The sequence below is a fragment of the Synechococcus sp. PCC 7335 genome (assembly GCF_000155595.1).
GTDB lineage: Bacteria > Cyanobacteriota > Cyanobacteriia > Phormidesmidales > Phormidesmidaceae > Phormidesmis.
In genome coordinates, this window is the sequence record NZ_DS989904.1 from 3,958,900 (window position 1) to 3,976,605 (window position 17,706).

The 17,706-nt window shown below is 49.4% G+C and carries 9 protein-coding genes; 7 read left to right on the forward strand and 2 right to left on the reverse strand.

Annotated features, from left to right (window positions below):
- Positions 1 to 7 precede the first annotated feature (7 nt).
- The 3 genes from S7335_RS16680 to S7335_RS16690 all read left to right on the forward strand — a co-directional run bounded on the left by S7335_RS16680 (position 8) and on the right by S7335_RS16690 (position 4,233).
- A complete protein-coding gene (locus S7335_RS16680) occupies positions 8 to 838 on the forward strand; it encodes a DUF2993 domain-containing protein (RefSeq protein WP_006455141.1) in 831 nt (276 codons plus the stop codon).
- A 166-nt stretch (positions 839 to 1,004) separates the two neighbouring features.
- On the forward strand, positions 1,005 to 2,750 hold the full coding sequence (locus tag S7335_RS16685; RefSeq protein WP_006456632.1) for an ABC transporter ATP-binding protein: 1,746 nt from the start codon (positions 1,005 to 1,007) through the stop codon (positions 2,748 to 2,750).
- Between the two features lie 214 nt (positions 2,751 to 2,964).
- Positions 2,965 to 4,233, forward strand: coding sequence for a PQQ-dependent sugar dehydrogenase (locus tag S7335_RS16690; RefSeq protein WP_006456659.1), 1,269 nt, complete (start codon positions 2,965 to 2,967; stop codon positions 4,231 to 4,233).
- 103 nt (positions 4,234 to 4,336) lie between these two features.
- Here S7335_RS16690 and S7335_RS16695 read toward each other — a convergent pair whose 3' ends face one another.
- Positions 4,337 to 8,308, reverse strand: coding sequence for a DUF2157 domain-containing protein (locus S7335_RS16695; protein ID WP_006456665.1), 3,972 nt, complete (start codon positions 8,306 to 8,308; stop codon positions 4,337 to 4,339).
- A gap of 151 nt (positions 8,309 to 8,459) precedes the next feature.
- Here S7335_RS16695 and S7335_RS16700 point away from each other — a divergent pair, with 151 nt between their 5' ends.
- From S7335_RS16700 to S7335_RS26925, 4 genes are all read left to right on the forward strand, one after another.
- Complete coding sequence (locus S7335_RS16700) at positions 8,460 to 8,702, forward strand: hypothetical protein (protein ID WP_006456294.1); 243 nt, start codon at positions 8,460 to 8,462, stop codon at positions 8,700 to 8,702.
- A gap of 66 nt (positions 8,703 to 8,768) precedes the next feature.
- Positions 8,769 to 12,551: a leucine-rich repeat domain-containing protein gene (locus S7335_RS26125; protein ID WP_006456809.1), complete on the forward strand. Its 3,783-nt coding sequence runs from the start codon at positions 8,769 to 8,771 to the stop codon at positions 12,549 to 12,551.
- A gap of 94 nt (positions 12,552 to 12,645) precedes the next feature.
- Positions 12,646 to 12,984, forward strand: a complete 339-nt coding sequence (locus S7335_RS16710; protein WP_006453568.1) for a DUF6883 domain-containing protein — start codon at positions 12,646 to 12,648, stop codon at positions 12,982 to 12,984.
- Positions 12,985 to 12,992: 8 nt separating this feature from the next.
- Complete coding sequence (locus tag S7335_RS26925; protein WP_006455765.1) at positions 12,993 to 13,589, forward strand: DUF4926 domain-containing protein; 597 nt, start codon at positions 12,993 to 12,995, stop codon at positions 13,587 to 13,589.
- 8 nt (positions 13,590 to 13,597) lie between these two features.
- Here the strand turns inward: S7335_RS26925 and S7335_RS16720 are convergent, their stop codons facing one another.
- Positions 13,598 to 17,599 (reverse strand): magnesium chelatase subunit H, encoded by a 4,002-nt coding sequence (locus S7335_RS16720; protein ID WP_006455621.1) that lies wholly within the window; start codon positions 17,597 to 17,599, stop codon positions 13,598 to 13,600.
- Positions 17,600 to 17,706: the final 107 nt, after the last annotated feature.

A 17,706-nucleotide genomic window follows, 5' to 3' on the forward strand; every position in this document is an offset into this window, starting at 1 on the left:
AAAGATAATGGAAATAGTTACTGTTTTTCTATCTAGTTTGCTGCTGTTGATTTCGCCAGTGGGTATGGTGCTAGATCACGTAGCAGAAAATGCGATTCGCGATCGCCTAGCTAGAGCCGAAAGCCTAGACGTTCGGATTGACAACGGCCCCTCTTACCAGCTTTTGCAAGGGAAAGTTGATAAAGTGCGCGTTGTTGGACGTGGAATTTCACCTATCTTGGGACTGCGAATCGATGTTGCTGAGCTTGAGAGTGATCCGATTGACTTGGATTTTAATCGCTTACGTCAAGGCGAAGTCATTCTAGACCAAGCACTTCAGGGCGCGGCGCATATCGTACTGACCGAAGCGGATGTAAATGCCTTCTTGCGCTCTCCTTTTGTAGCCGAAAGGCTAAACAATCTGAACATTGGTGCTCTAGCGACTAATCCAGCACAGGCACGGGAAAGCGCTCGCTATCGTATCAATAGTCCAAGCGTAGATTTTCTAAACGACGGAGGAGCCTCTCAGGGGGAAGATCGTATCAGACTCAGGGCAGCGCTAGAAGATGTCGTAGAAGAGGCTAGCTTTGCAGTAGAGATAGAGACAGGACTGGCCATATCAGCAGGCGATCGCCTCATGCTGATTGATCCTATCGTCGTCGTCGATAGCAATCCAGTCGATCCGCGTTTGATCAACATAGTGTTGGGTGGGTTGAACAATCGCCTCGCCCTACAGCAGTTAGATGAGAGCGGTGTCATCGTCAGAATTATCAACTTTGACATAAAGGCAGATGCTCTAGATTTAGCGTTTTGGGTTCGAGTTGACCCTAGCTTTACTGCCCTAGCCACTAACGAATGAAGGCAAGTCGAATTGAAGCTTGCCTGGTAAGAAGGTGGGATAAGCAAAAAGGTAGGATGTTAAGAGGACTTCTACAACATAATGAAGGACTTTGTGCTCTCGTAAGCAACTCGCTGTTTGACCTGCTATCTCGACTTAATATCTCACTACGGCTGATCACTTCTATATGGCTCAATCTTCTAAATTCATGCGCCTAGTCGGCTATCTTAGGCCTCATTGGAAACCGGTGAGCTTGGGTCTACTATCGCTATTAATTGTCAATGCGCTAGGCGTAACGATTCCACTAATTATCGGCTACATCGTCGATGAGCTATCAGTTTCATTTACGTTCAATCGATTGGCCCTCTATGTGCTTTTAGTACTAGTACTTGCTAGCGTCATGTGGGTAATTCGCATGGCTTCGCGGATCTTCTTGTTTGGCGCTGGTCGGCAGGTCGAGTTCGATTTAAAGCAGCGTATTTTCGACCATTTACTAAAGCTCGAGCCGGCTTACTTTGGTCGCAACACGATTGGCGATCTGATCAACCGAGCGACTAGCGATGTTGATAATATCCGTCGCCTGTTGGGCTTTGCCGTCCTTAGTATGGCAAATACGCTGTTTGCCTATGTGATGATCGTGCCAACAATGGTGAGCTTAGATGGCAGCGTAGCGCTTTTCTCTTTGGCAGTCTATCCAGTTATGTTTGGTGTGGTAGCCGTGTTTGGCAATCGTCTACGCCGACAGCAGCTAGATGTTCAAGAAGAGATCTCTGACCTGAGCGATTTGATTCAAGAGGATATGGGTGGCATTTCTCTCATTAAAATATACGCTCAAGAAGAGAATGAACGTCGCGCTTTTGCTCGCCACAACCAAGATCTTTTGAGTGCAAACCTTGCATTGGCAAAAACGCGAAATACCCTATTCCCGCTATTAGGTGGCTTTGCTAGCCTGAGTCTGGTGATTGCTTTGGCAATTGGTTCTCAGGCAATTATTCGAGGTAGGCTGACGCCTGGAGATTTTGTCGCGGTTATTCTGTATATTCAGCAGCTTGTTTTTCCAACGGCGCTTTTGGGCTTCACCATCACAGCCTATCAAAGGGGTGAGGTTAGCCTAGATCGAATTGAAGCTATCTTTGAAGCACAACCTCGGATTCGTGATGCTTCAACCGCTGTTGCTTTACCAAACCCCATCGGACATCTTCGTGCCCAAGGACTGACCTTTAGCTACCCAGGTTCAAAAAGCCCTGCCTTAGATAATGTTAGTTTTCAGATCGAACCAGGACAGACGGTGGCTATTGTAGGTCCCATAGGCGCTGGCAAGTCTACGTTAGCCATGGCCTTACCTCGACTGCTAGAAATTGATCCTCAGCAGCTTTTTTTAGATGACTATGATGTGACGCAGATTAGGCTGAGTGATTTACGCGGCGCGATCGCCTTTGTCCCCCAAGACAGCTTCCTCTTTAGCACAACTATTCAAAACAACCTCCGCTACGGCGACCCAGCTACTGGCACACCCGAGGTCAAATCCGCTGCAAAAGAAGCCCAACTGCACAGTGAGATCCTTACCTTTCCTCAGCAGTACGAAACGATCGTTGGTGAGCGTGGCATTACTCTATCAGGCGGTCAACGTCAGCGCTCCGCCTTGGGAAGAGCGCTGCTAGTCGATGCACCAATCCTAGTTCTAGACGATGCGCTCTCTAGCGTAGATAACCAGACAGCTACTCGGATTTTGGCTAGCCTATCGAGTGATACTCGAAAGAAGACAGTGATCTTTGTGTCGCATCAGATGTCAGCAGCAGCAGCTTGCGATCGCATTCTAGTTATGAATCAAGGCCAAATTGTTCAATCTGGCACCCATGATGCGCTTATTAGCCAGTCTGGTCTGTACCAAGAGCTATGGAACCAACATAAGCTAAAAGAAGTTTTGCAATAGCTTTCACCTAATGATCTGAATTAGAGGTTTTCATGGCATCTGGCTTCTATGCCATCTATTAATCTAATCAAAACAATGTATTGCTCTTCAATGACTCTATGCAAAGCAAATAGAATGGGTGTGGAGAAGACGGGTATATGGTCTATCTGATGATCTATTGAGCCTGTGATGAAGGTGATTTTGGCTTCAACCCAACGTCGATTTGGTCCAAATTATGGCAAGTGCTAGAAACTATTTTTTCTATTTAGCTAATTTAGCTAGGGCTTTAGCCGCAGGCTGGATGATAGCTGGATGTGCCTCGCCTGCTACCTCACCTTTGGAGCAAACCGCACCTTTGGATCAAGTAGATCAGACATCTTCTGCGATCGCACCTGATGAATCAGCAGACGCATCAGTTAGTGGATCAGCGGAACTACTTGCCCAGTCCCCTACGCCACAGCTAGTTACCCTAGTAGATTCGTTAGAGCATCCGTGGGGTATAGCTTGGTTACCTGACGGGACCACGCTGTTAACCGAAAGACCAGGGCGACTACGAATCTTTAAAGATGGAGTACTTGATCCAACGCCTGTAGATGGTCTACCGACAGTATTCAATAGAGGGCAGGGCGGCTTGATGGATGTCTCTGTCCACCCTCAGTTTGCAGAAAATCAATGGGTATATTTTACCTACGCCGATGGTACCGGCTCGGCTAACCGTATGCGGGTTGCGCGTGCTCGTTTTGATGGGCGTACTCTTTCTGAGTGGCAGGTCATTTTTGAGACAAACCGGACCAAAGAAGGGACTCAGCACTTTGGCTCTCGTCTAGCTTGGCTACCGGACAACACACTGCTGGTTTCGATCGGTGATGGAGGTAATCCACCGGTATCGCTAGAAGGGGAGTTGATTCGTAATCAAGCCCAAAATCTCAGCTCTCATCTAGGTTCAATAGTGCGGATTAATGACGATGGCTCAATTCCTGCCGACAATCCCTTCGTGGATACGTCTGAAGCTGATCCAGCTATTTGGAGCTATGGCCATCGCAACATCCAGGGGGTGGCCATAGACAGCGCGACAGGCCAGGTATGGGCTACAGAGCACGGCTCTAGAGGCGGAGATGAGCTGAATCAGGTAGCACCTGGAGAGAACTATGGCTGGCCGGTTGTCACCCATAGCCGTGAGTATTCGGGTGGAGAAATTTCATCAGAGCGATCGCGTCCCGGTATGATCGATCCTTTAGTTGTTTGGACGCCTGCGATCGCACCTTCTGGTCTGATGGTATATAGAGGCGAACTGGTTCCCCAATGGCAGGGTGATTTGTTCGCCGGTGGGCTTGTCTCGCAATCTGTTCAACACATTCAGCTAGATGACTCAGGCACTATACTTGGCCAAACGCCTATCGACATTGGACAAAGGGTGCGAGACGTTGCTCAAGGCCCAGACGGACAGATCTATGTTCTGACAGACGAACCTAGCGGCCGCTTGATACGATTAGAACCTAGTTAGAAGACAACTCTGCTCAGTAAACCTGCTCAAGCTAAGAGTAGCTACTGGGGAAACGAAAGCGCAGGCGAGCTATGCTCTAACAAGTACTTTGTCTGCTTTGGTGCTACTCCCAGGTTTCTAACGCTGCAGTCCAAGAAGACAGTCGACTAGAGACTTGCGATCGCCTAGACTCAAAGGTCGCCGCTACCCAGATAAAGACTAACCCCAACACAATACCTACCGCCCACAGCAATAGGGAGTTTGCGCTGATGAACAGCCACAGCACCCGCAAAATCTGTAGGACAAAAGTAGCCGTACCGACGTACAAAAAGGCTCTAACTTTCAAAATAAGTCCTGCAAAGATGAACAGAATTCCAATTGCGATCGCTACAGCCGCAAACACCAGCAGCGCCTCGGAAACTTCTGTTTGATATAGAGCGCTGACACCAACTATCCCACTTGCAAGTATCCTGATCCAGTGCTTTTGCTGTCGTTTCGAGCCGTTGCGAAGATACGGCTCTACTTCGGTTATGTATAAAATTGAAAGTGAGACGATTAGACTAAAGGTCACAGCAGTGAGCCATTCTCTACCGTTCAAGTAGTCCAGCAGCGTGAGATCAAATAAAGCCATACCGATGTAGCTTAGTCTGATCCTATCGGTTCGGTTTGCCATCCACGCATAAAAGGCAGCGATGATCAACAATCCTAGAGTTTGAACCTCTAGCAGCGTGATGCTAAGGGTCAGTAGCGGCAGCCAAAGGCCAAGCAATCGAATTTCATCTCTCCAGCCCAGTCGCTCCCACGATATGACATAGAGCACAGAACCGATACCGCAGGCGATCGCCCCTCCCCAGACCAACAATCCGGTTTGGTTAGGAAACCATGCGAATCGGTCGTAGGCTACGCACAGTAATCCTCCCAAAAGGCCTAGTCTTGTCCAAGTAGTATGATTAGCGATTAATGGATGCGGTGTCCATAGGCGATTACCCACGACCACCGCATAGCTAGAAGTGAGTAGCGCTGTTACCGTCCAAAGCAAGATGCCCTGTGGCTGACTAAGTTCTTGAACTGGCGCGATCACACAGAGCACCCCTGCTACTACCCAATGGCCGTGATTTGCTAGCGTGATTAGCCGAAAAGGAAGCTTTGAATATTTCGCTAGCCAGTGCCCAGCGACTCGGTATAGCGCAGTCAGTAGCAGGGCTAACACCGCCATCAACGTCAGGCCATCACCCACCTGACCACCGCTTAGTTGCAGTAATCGGTAGACCAGCAGCTCATAAGCGCCTATCGAAAAGCCCAAGAGTCCGAGACAGCTCAGCAAGTCGGAATTGCGTTGACCCCAAGCTCTTCTACGGCCTACCCCGATTAAAACGAGGCCCGCTACTACAGTCAGCCAGCCTGTTCCTGCTGTGAAAGTTGCATGTCCTAGCCATAGTCCCAAAGCGGCGTAGAGAACGGGAATAACATGCCAGCTAGTGCGATAGGAAGGACGTTTTAGCGTCCAGACATCACCAGCAATCTGGGTAGCCAATCCTATTGATAGCGTTGCGACTCCTAGCAGCGTCAGCGTATAGGCAACCTCGATTTCTGGCGGGATCTGAAGCATCAAGGCTAAGGCAACCACAATTTCGATAGCCCAGGCTAGAGTGTAATACTGCCAGTTGGTGGCGCGGTGACGCAGACGTTCAGCCAAAGCAGCCATCAGCAGAATGAAGCTGGCTAGCAGATAGTTGAAGTAGACAACTTCACTGGAAGTGGCAATTTGAGAATCGAATAGTGCGATTGCTGTGGCAAGCGTTCCCCACGCTAATAGCATCAGCAGCAATCCCATGGCCCAGTTGCGCACGGCTTTGGTAAAGAGCTGCCTTAGTTCACCTTCAGTTCGCCCTGCCAGTCTTCTGCGTATCAACCACAGCGCCCAGATTGTGATCGCCCAAAAAACCGTCAGCCTGCCAGCGCTATGTTCCATTCGCTCTAGCAGACCTCGCCAAACAAGGCTAGTCGTTAGTAGCAGCGCAAAGCCAACGGTAAACTGAGCGGCCCACAGACTTCGCCAGATACGGCTGTTGATTCCCGTGCAGAGAGTAGCGATCGCAAAGCTAAAAAGAGTAACCGGCCAGTTGATTAGCCAGGGTACCTGCATCAAAAAGCCGAGAGTAGCTACCTTTGCAGTAGTTCTAGGCTTCAGGGTATGACGATGGTTGGCAACTACAGTCAGCACAGCGGGCACCCATAGCCATAGCCAGGGGGGCGTATCCGCCCAGCCCGACAGCAGCAGACCGTAGCCGATAGCAGCTAGACCAAGACCTGCTCCCCAAGTATTTAGCTGTAGTCGCTGACTGCGTAGGTACGGATGACAAAGAAGTTCTATAGTCATCGCGGCTAATGCAATACAGCCCCAAATTGAGGTACTCAGGTTCAGCGCAATGTAGTAGATCCAGCTAGCTACTGCGGCTAAGCCCAACCCGTGCGTTAGCGTCAGCAGATGGTCGGAGAACGTGCGTCGGTGGGTCAATACCCAGGCCAAAGTAGCTGTCGATAAAGTGAGGTTGATAGCGGCGGTAAAGCTGTTGCCTAAACTCAATAGTGCTAGAAATAGACCGCCCCACAGCGCTATCTGTTCTGTTTGCTGCGCTAACTTTTGCTGTTCTTGGCGGCGAAGATACACAGTGAATGCCAGCACGCCCAGCAAAAAAGGAAAAAAGCCAAGACTAGCCCAGTCCACAGCCTCAATGTTGCCTACATCAAACCAAGTTGATAAAAGCGTCAGCAGGCGATCGCGCCAGATCGCTGGTAGTACCTTCCACAAGAGCGCGTAGGTCTGTAGCGAAATGCCTAGGACCGCCAGCAGGTAGTCTCTTGTCCAAGACCGATGCAGTTTTGACCAGATTAGGTTGATCGCTAGCACACTGATTGCGATCGCCTGTAAAGGCGGTACTTGCCCGGCTGTGATTATCCAACCCAACAACAGAAGACCAAACCCAGCGCGTTCCCAGACAACCCGACTTGCCTTTTGCCGAGTTAGCCATATCAATAGCCAACCACAAATGCCCGCTGCTAATCCCAGTTGATAGGGCGGCACCTGTGCAACCAATAAGCTACGAACTAACAGAACGACACCAGAGAGCATGACCGCCAACACATCGAACGACAGTCCGCTATTTAATGAGCCATCTAGGTTCGCAGTTGAGTCATTCGGTAGCTCTGTTGTATCGATTGTTGTATTGGTAGTTGAGGTGACAGTTGGATCTATCGGAGCAGAAGTAACAGTATCAGAAGTAACAGTTGGATCTATCGGAGCAGGTGCTGACCTATCAGCGACTTCAGCAGCATGGCGGTCTTGATAGATTAAATTAGCCGCTGTTGAGATAGCGCCAATATAGGTAGCGAGTACTGGCCAGGCTGCAAAGCTCCATCCCCAATGCAGCCAGCTCAGTCCAACTAGGTTGATCTGATTGGTGCGCCGAGGCATCAGTTCATTCGAAAAACTTAAGGGGAGTAGGGTGAGGGCGATCGCTGCCACGCTACAGACGGCTACGCCAATCGCACCACTTAGAGCACCAAAGCGATCCATCATCCAGAAATTCACCGGAATCAGCAGCATCGTCGCTAGTGCTAGCATTCGCCCAGTACTTTGCAAGTTGTCCTGCCTTTGCGCCCAAAGACTCGCCCCCCAAAACGCCAGCGTATAGGCAAACAGCACACAGTATTGTCCGACTGGTGAGAACGACTCCCACTGGCTTGCTGCCAGCACACCCGACGAAACAACAACTAAAAAGACACCTAAAAACAGCAGCCAGATAACGCTAATTTCTTCGACTAACGCTGCCGCCGCTTGAGCAATTCGGTTAGGCGATCGCACACTTAGCGGCTGACTCTCTTCTGTTGTCGTAGGGTCTAGCTCACTTAATGCTTCAGTAGCTTCGCCACCCAAGGGCTTGTACACCAACGGCAACGGCTCGCTCATCGTCGACGCGATTTCTCGTACCTGCGCGTCAGAGAGCAGTCCTAGTTTCACCCAATCATCTAGCCCCTCTAGCAGCCGACCGCTGACTTGTGGCGAGGTCAAATCTAGCCGAATATTGAGCCGCATGGTTACATCTCTATAGCGTGGGTCTGAAGCAGCGTTAGCCTGTAGCGCTGACTACATAATCAGCAGCATAGGGACATTTTGCCGCGATCTTAGGCAAACAGAGCCAGATTTCAGAACGGCTACCATTCTTTTCGCCCAGAAAGCTATGACCATGATAAAAACGCCTTCTGGAAAAATGGAGAATCTCAACGACGAATTGCTTCTTGAATACCGATTTGATTACGCTCAAGCGAAGCCTAACCGCTTTGCTAAACAAGATAAAACGCTAGGGAAAAGGGTTGTTATTCTAGACGAAGATGTCGCCCAGATATTCACGACACCGGAGTCGGTTAATAAGGTGCTGAGGGCGTTGATCACCTCAATACCTCAGCTCGCAGATGGAGAGACAGCGTAGTATTGCAGTAGTAAGACTAGCTTGCTGACTACGCTATGCTAACCGCAGCGACGATGGCGAACTGCGGTGACGAAAGACGAATTGCTCAGGCTAATTGACGAGGCGGCGGCGGATGGACGGTCGACGCTGGATTTGGCAGGGATGGGAATTGATGAGCTGCCGCCGGAGATTGGTAAGCTGACGAAGTTGAAAACTTTAGTACTAGGACTGTGGGATAAGCAGCGGAGACGTCGTGGAAACAACTTACAGACTTTGCCGGATGAGATTGGGCGGTTGACAGAGTTGCGATCACTCTTTCTTGCCTACAACCAGTTTGAAGAGATACCGGAGGTTGTTGGTAGGTTGAGGAAGTTGCGATCGCTCAACCTGAGTTCCAATCAGCTGAGCACTTTGCCAGAAGTGGTCGGTCAGCTACAAAGCTTGACTTCGCTCTACCTGCGTTCCAATCAGCTAAGCACTTTGCCAGAAGTGGTCGGTCAGCTACAAAGCTTGACTTCACTCGACCTGAGTTCCAATCAGCTAAGCACTTTGCCAGAAGTGGTCGGTCAGCAAAGTTTGACTTCGCTCAACCTGCGTTCCAATCAACTGAGCACTTTGCCAGAAGTGGTCGGTCAGCTACAAAGCTTGACTTCACTCGATCTGAGTTCCAATCAACTGAGCACTTTGCCAGAAGTCGTCGGTCAGCTACAAAGTTTGACTTCACTCGACCTGAGTTTCAATCAACTGAGCACTTTGCCAGAAGTGGTCGGTCAGCTACAAAGTTTGACTTCGCTCAACCTGAGTTCTAATCAGCTGAGCACTTTGCCAGAAGTGGTCGGTCAGCTACAAAGCTTGACTTCGCTCGACCTGAGTTCTAATCAGCTGAGCACTTTGCCAGAAGTGGTCGGTCAGCTACAAAGCTTGACTTCGCTCTACCTGCGTTCCAATCAGCTAAGCACTTTGCCAGAAGCTGTCGGTCAGCTACAAAGCTTGACTTCACTCGACCTGAGTTCTAATCAGCTAAGCACTTTGCCAGAAGTTGTTGGTCAGCTACAAAGTTTGACTTCGCTCAACCTGCGTTCCAATCAACTGAGCACTTTGCCAGAAGTGGTCGGTCAGCTACAAAGTTTGACTTCGCTCTACCTGAGTTCCAATCAACTGAGCACTTTGCCAGAAGCTGTTGGTCAGCTACAAAGTTTGACTTCGCTCAACCTGAGTTCTAATCAGCTGAGCACTTTGCCAGAAGTTGTCGGTCAGCTACAAAGCTTGACTTCGCTCGACCTGAGTTCTAATCAGCTGAGCACTTTGCCAGAAGTGGTCGGTCAGCTACAAAGCTTGACTTCGCTCTACCTGCGTTCCAATCAGCTAAGCACTTTGCCAGAAGCTGTCGGTCAGCTACAAAGCTTGACTTCACTCGACCTGAGTTCTAATCAGCTAAGCACTTTGCCAGAAGTTGTTGGTCAGCTACAAAGTTTGACTTCGCTCAACCTGCGTTCCAATCAACTGAGCACTTTGCCAGAAGCTGTCGGTCAGCTACAAAGCTTGACTTCACTCGACCTGAGTTCTAATCAGCTAAGCACTTTGCCAGAAGTTGTTGGTCAGCTACAAAGTTTGACTTCGCTCGACCTGCGTTCCAATCAGCTAAGCACTTTGCCAGAAGTTGTCGGTCAGCTACAAAGCTTGACTTCGCTCGATCTGAGTTCCAATCAGCTAAGCACTTTGCCAGAAGTCGTCGGTCAGCTACAAAGTTTGACTTCGCTCTACCTGCGTTCTAATCAGCTGAGCACTTTGCCAGAAGTCATTGGTCAGCTACAAAGCTTGACTTCGCTCGATCTAAGTGATAACCAGTTGAGTGAGTTACCACGTCAGATATGTCAACTAGACACCCTTTGCTCTCTATTTCTAGGAGGAAACTTTCTAGAACAGTTACCCGCAGAACTGAGCCGACTGCTTCATCTTGAGAAACTATCTCTAGGCAGCGCTAGCCTTATTTTCGATAGCTATTACCATAATGTTCTCAGAGCGTTCGGTGCTTCGAAGCAAGGAAACAAACTTACACATATTTCTGATTGCCTCTTCTCTTTACCTAGCTTAGAAGTTCTAGATTTGAGCTTCAATCAGCTATCTCGCGTAGACTCAAAGATTCAAAGTTTAGAAAAGCTTAAACAGATTGACCTGCGGGGAAATCCTTTGCCTATTCCGCCTGAGATTCTTGGCGGCAACCGAGCAGGAGCACAGCCAGGTGAAATTGCCAAAATCTTCAGCTTTTATTTTCAACTACAGGCTGAGGAGGGTTCTGTTCCATTGTACGAAGCCAAACTCATCCTTGTTGGAGAAGGCGGTGCAGGTAAAACCTCCCTCGCCAAAAAGGTAGACAATTCAGACTACGAGCTCCCAAAAGACGAAAAATCCACCGAAGGCATCGACGTTATTCGTTGGGACTTTTCCCTCTCCGATGGCGACACTTTCCGCGTCAATATTTGGGACTTCGGTGGCCAAGAAATCTACCACGCTACTCACCAGTTCTTCCTCACCAAACGCTCCCTCTATCTCCTCGTCGCCGATACCCGCGCCGAAAACACCGACTTCTACTACTGGCTAAAAATTGTCGAACTTCTTACCGACAGCAGCCCCGTCCTAATTATCAAAAACGAAAAGCAAGATCGCCAGTGCGAGATTGACGAAGGATTGTTCAAAAGCCAGTTCAACAATCTAAAAGACAGCTTTTCCACAAATCTAAAGGATAATCGCGGCCTAGATAAAATCAAAGACGCCATCCGCTACCATATCAGCACTCTCCCCCACGTTGGCAATCCCCTGCCGAAAATCTGGGTCCGCGTCCGCGCTGCCCTAGAAAACTACTCCCAAAACTGCAACACCATCACAGTCGAACAATACTGCGACCTCTGCCGCCAAAACGGCTTCATCGACAAAGCCCAAATGCTGTTCCTCAGCAGCTACCTTCACGATCTTGGTGTCTGCCTTCACTTCCAAGACGACAAACTCCTCAAACGCACCGTCATCCTCAAACCCGAATGGGCCACTACCGCCGTCTACAAAGTTGCCGACAGCGACACCGTCCGTAAAAACAAAGGCCGCTTCACCGAAGCTGATACCGCCGAAATCTGGTCTGATAGCCAATACTCAGATCTACGCGATGAACTTCTCCAACTGATGATGCGATTCAAACTCGCTTACGAGCTGCCGAATAGCCCAGGTAACTACATTGCTCCTCAGCTTCTCCCCGTCAGCAAACCGCAATACGACTGGAATTCCACAGACAACCTTATCCTTCGCTACCGCTACGACTTTATGCCCAAAGGCATCCTCACCCGCTTCATTGTCGAAACCCATCCCTTAATCGAAGATCAAAACCACGTTTGGAAAAATGGCGTTGTCCTCGCTGACAAATGGGCCAAAGCTGAGGTGATAGAAAACTATCCCCAAAAGGAGATCCAAGTTCGCGTTAGCGGCGGCAACAGAAAGCCGCTACTAGAAAAGATTCGCTATGAACTTTGGAAAATTCATGAATCTTATGAGCGCCTGCAGTACAAAGAACTCATTCCCTGCAACTGCACCGAATGCCAGAGCAGCCATAACGAGTCAGAATTCTATTCTTATGATCTGCTACAAAGATACATTGCCAAGCGCCGCTACACCATCGAATGCCGCGCCAGCATAGAGCAAGTAGATGTTCGCCGTCTCATTAGCGACATCACCGACCAGGCAGTCCGCGACGACATTGCTGCCGCTGACAACTATTTCGACAATCGAGTCATCCACAACACTGTCAACCAATATGCAGACGGCGACAATTTTGCAGGCAACAAAGCTGAAGGTGACAGCATCGACACACAAATCAACAGATAATCAGTAAGAAGAGCGAGAATTAAATAGCTACTATGTTGAAGATTTAGTTAGGCATCATTCGGCAAAACCGAACAACCGCCAAAAAGTCAGTGCCATGAAACTACCTAATGCGGAATCGGCCTTCGTAGATATCAACAAGTTGCGAAGCTATAGCCTCAACGCCAATCATCCTCGCGGCAAACACAAAGCCCGGCTTTTTTCTTCGATTCTTGGGTTCAACGCTGCCAATGCAGAAGAACTGAAAACCATACTACTAGCCGCCGCACAGCAATACGACGCTACGCTAAAACTACCCAGTGAGTACGGAGACAGATACGTCATCGACTTCCCAATTACTCGACTTCAAAACTCCGCTATCATTCGTAGTAGCTGGATTATTCGACTCACAGAAAACTTTCCACGACTGACCAGCTGCTACATCATTCGGAGGTGACTTAGATAATGACGACTACCCTCACAGCGCTTCACTTGCTAGATGTTGTAGCGCTTACCGAAGCCCTACCCAAATACAATCTTCTACCCGGACAAGTTGGCACTATCGTCGAAACCCTCGCACCCAGCGTCTACGAAGTCGAATTCAGCGACGACAATGGCCAAACCTACGCCATGCTTCCACTCAAAGCTGAACAGCTCATTCGCCTTCACTACAGCCCCTTTAAGCCCTACACCACACCTGCTATGAGTACATCGATCAATACCCAAATCAACCAGTACGACAAAGGTGACAACATCGCAGGCGACAAAGTCATGCGCGACAAGGTTCAAACCCAAATCAATAACAATCCTGACCTCGCTCAAGCCGCCCGCGACATCAAAGCCCTACTCGACGAACTCTCTGAAGAATACAATTCCAACAGCGCCAAAGGCCAAGCCAAGATTGAAGCATCCGCTCTCACAGAGATCAAACAAAACCCAACGCTGAAACAACGCATAGTAAAAGCGCTTCAATCGGCAGGCGATGAAGCGCTAGAGCAAGCTATTCAACACCCTGTTGCAAAGGTTGTGGTTGAAGGCGTGAAAGGGTTTATCGAAGGTTAAATATCGATTTACTCAACGCCTTCGATCCGGTTCTCTACTTCTTCGTAGAGTTCCTGTAATCGCTCGATGTTTTCATCGCTGGTCTCCCAGTAGCCGCGACCATTCACCTCTAGCAGTGTGGTCACCATCCGACGGAAAGAGTTGGGGTTCAAGTCCATCAGCCGTTTGCACATGTCAGGATCGTTGATAAAGGTATCGTTGGTATCTTCGTAGACCCAGTTATCTACCGCGTCGGCGGTCGCTGACCAGCCCATGGTGTTGACCAGACGGTTCGAGAGTTCGCGCACGCCTTCGTAGCCGTTTGCTAGCATGCCTTCATACCATTTTGGATTAAGCAGCTTCGTACGGGTGTCTAGGCGAACGGTTTCAGAGAGTGATCGCACCTGAGCATTCGCGGTTGTGGTATCTGCGACAAAAGACGCCGGCTTCTTGCCGTCATCTCTAAGGCTTGCCACTACCTTTGTCGGATCAGAGTCGAAGTAGTGAGAAACGTCGGTGAGGGAAATTTCTGACGAATCCAAGTTTTGGAAAGTTACGTCAGCAGTTTTCAAAGAAGATTCCAACAGACCCCGAGATTGTTCCATCATGCCAGGATTATCGCAGTTAAAGGCAAAAGACTTACGCGCCAGATACATATCACGCAGCTCTTGTTCTTCTTCCCAACTGCTGTTTTCTACCGCTAGGTTGACATTGGCCGCGTAGGAACCAGAGGCATTGGAGAAAATCCGAGTTGCCGCATTCCGCAAAGATAAGCCAAATTCTTCGGCCTGGGCCATGGCGTGCTTCCTAACAAAGTTCATCTCTATGGGCTCATCAGCTTCGGCTGCCATCTTCACTGCCCGGTCGAGCAATGCCATCTGGTTGACGAACAGGTCACGAAACACACCCGAACAGTTGATCACCACGTCAATTCGCGGACGACCTAACTCTTCTAGCGAGATCAGCTCTAGTTTGTTCATCCGACCAAGAGAATCTGGCACAGGCTTTACACCTACAAACCACATCATCTGCGCTAGAGACTCGCCGTATGTTTTGATATTGTCAGTACCCCAAAGCACGGTTGCGATCGTTTCAGGATACGCACCGTTGTTCTCCTGCTTCTGACGCTCAAGTAAACGATCTACAACAGTCTTAGCAGACTGTACCGCCGCAGATGTTGGAATCGATTGCGGGTCAAGCGCGTGCATGTTCTTACCAGTCGGCAAGACGTCTGGATTACGGATCGGATCGCCCCCTGGACCAGGCAGCACATATTCACCATCAAGCGCACTTAGCAACGAAGAGAGCTCATTATCTTTGACCACCTGCTCTAGGCAATATTGCAAGAACTCAAACAGAGGTTTTAAGGCATCGTTTTGAACGTTCTCGTAGCCTAGGTCATGAATGGCTTGAGTCCAGGGATCTTTACTGCCACCAAAGCCAAAGGAGGAGAGCATTGACTTCATCGACACCCGGCCGTCGTCGTTGAGCTGCGCTTCGACCATGGCAGTGAGTGCTGCGCGAACGGCGCTGTTGATGTCGTACAGCAGTTGAACATCTTCTAGATTACCGCGATCGCTGTTTTGATAGATCTGGTCAATGTCGCGGTTAATGCTCTCGGCAATGATTCGCTGTAGGCTCTTTTGTTCTTCTTCGGGGCGGTCGAGTCCGGCAATATTGACCAGAGTTGCGATCGCCTCTTCAGCCGTCGGTGGCTCACCCACTACATGCAGTCCGCAGGGCAGCAAGCGAGACTCGATCTCCATCAGCTTGATGTAGACTTTACCCACTAGTGTGTCTCTTTCTGCCTTACTCAGCTCGCTAGCGTCTTCACCAGGCAGATCAATATCTTTATCTAGGTTTACCTGACGCGCTTTCTCAATGATTGCGTTCACAATCGGCAATCCTCGACCGCCCTCTTTCAAGGTTTGGTAAGAGCCGATCAAATCGCTTAGTTCCTTAAGCCCTTTGTACAAGCCAGCATTCTCGGCAGGAGGCGTCAGATAGCTGATGGTCGAAGCATAGCCGCGACGCTTGGCAATCGTTGCCTCAGAAGGATTATTCGCCGCGTAGTAGTAGAGGTTTGGCGTATTGCCGATCAGATTATCGGGATAGCATTTGCCAGACATCCCCATCTGCTTACCCGGCATAAATTCTAAAGAACCATGCGTGCCGAAGTGCAAGACCGCGTCGGCTTTCCAAATCTTTTCTAGATAGGTATAGTAAGCGGCGAAGCCGTGGTGAGGACTAGCGGAGCGAGAGAATAATAGTCTCATCGGGTCGCCTTCGTAACCAAAAGTAGGCTGCACGCCAATGAATAGATTGCCGAAAGCCTTGCCGTAAATCAACAGATTTTGACCGTCGGTGTTGAGCTGTCCTGGCGGTGGTCCCCAGTTCTCTTCTAAACGCTCAGAATAGGGCGTTAGCGCTTCGTATTCAGCTACAGACATACGATGAGCGACATTTAAATTAGGACTATTAAACTGTGCCTGCGCATCGTTGATCACTAGCTGCATCAGCTCTTCAGAGGTTTCAGGCATGTCTTCAATGGTGTAGCCCTGCGCTTTCATCTCTTCCATCACCCGGAAGATAGAGCCAAATACGTTGAGATAAGCGGCTGTGCCGACATTACCCTTATCGGGAGGAAAGCTGAAGACGGTGATGGCTAGCTTTTTATCTACGCGAGGGAGCTTACGTAGCCTTGCCCACTTCAGGGCGCGAGTGGAGATAGCTTCTACCCGGTCTTGCAAAGTAATCGCACGGCCAGTCATGCCATCGCGACCAGACATAATAATCGGTTCAATCGCGCCATCTAGCTCAGGGATCGCCATTTGCAGAGCGACCTGTACAGGATGAAGACCCAAGTCACTCGCTTCCCATTCTTCAGTGGTTTGAAAGACAAGGGGCAAAGATACCATGTACGGACGGTTCAGCTTCTGCAAAGATTCAATCGCTTTGGGGTGATCTTGGCGAGCCGGACCGCCGACTAAGGCGAAACCTGTTAGAGAAACGACAGAATCGACAATTGCTTCACTAGGGTTGAGCGGATCGTAAAAATAAAGATCAACAGGTTTAGAGAAGTCTAGTCCGCCTGCAAAGACCGGAATAACTTTTGCGCCTTTGTACTCTAGCTCTTGAACGATAGATACGTAGTGAGCTTCGTCACCAGTCACTAGGTGAGTGCGCTGTAGCACTAGACCCACACAGGGGGTAAGCGGATTGCGATGAATCTCTGGAATATCGGTGCGTGAGTCGTACCAGTTGAGATATTCGCGGATATCTTCAAACATCTCCGGGGCAAGCGGATGCCAAATACCCATATCTGGGTAGGTGACAGGTTGCTCATAAGTGAGGCCGTCATCGCTAGGCGCGCCTTCGATCTCTTTATCTATCAAGACATAGCGATCAGAGAGCATCAGCAAGAAGTTCTCTAGGTTCTCGGCCGAACCGCCCAGCCAGTATTGAAAGCTCAGCATAAAGTTGCGAGCATCTTGCGCCTTCTCGACAGGCAGATACTTCAGCACCTTGGGCAAAGTCCGCAGCAGCTTTAACATGGCGTCTTCAAAGCCACTGCCCTGCTTTTTACGGCGCTTTTTCATAAATTCGCCAATGACGCTCTTGGATTGACCAAGTTGAGCCATCGAAAAACTGCCCATCTTGTTCAGGCGCATCACCTGTGGCATAGACGGAAAGACGACTGCAGCATCTAGGTGATCGCGATGAGGTTTCACAGCCGCTTCAACTTTATCTGCAAGATCCTCGATGAAGATTAGCGAGCCGATGAAGATATTGGCTTCAGCCACGTCTTGCTTAAAGGCTTCGTAGTTTTCTTCACTGCGCAGTTCTTCAATCAGATAGCCGCTGACTTCGATGGCAATCTGGGAATTTCCTTCGTTGATGGAGCGCACTGCAGCGGAAAGAGAGCTTTGATACTGAGGCTCTAGAACGACATAAACCACTTTTACTAGATAGCGATCGCCCAATTCCTTGGGGACAACGTGTCTAACAGTGGGTCGAACTTGGGTGAACATGCGTGAACTCCTAAGGTGAGATGTCGGACTGTAAAGCCGGATGTTTCCTAATGGAAAGAATTGTTTACAAAATGATGCGATCTAAGGTAAAGAGAACCCTCTTAACT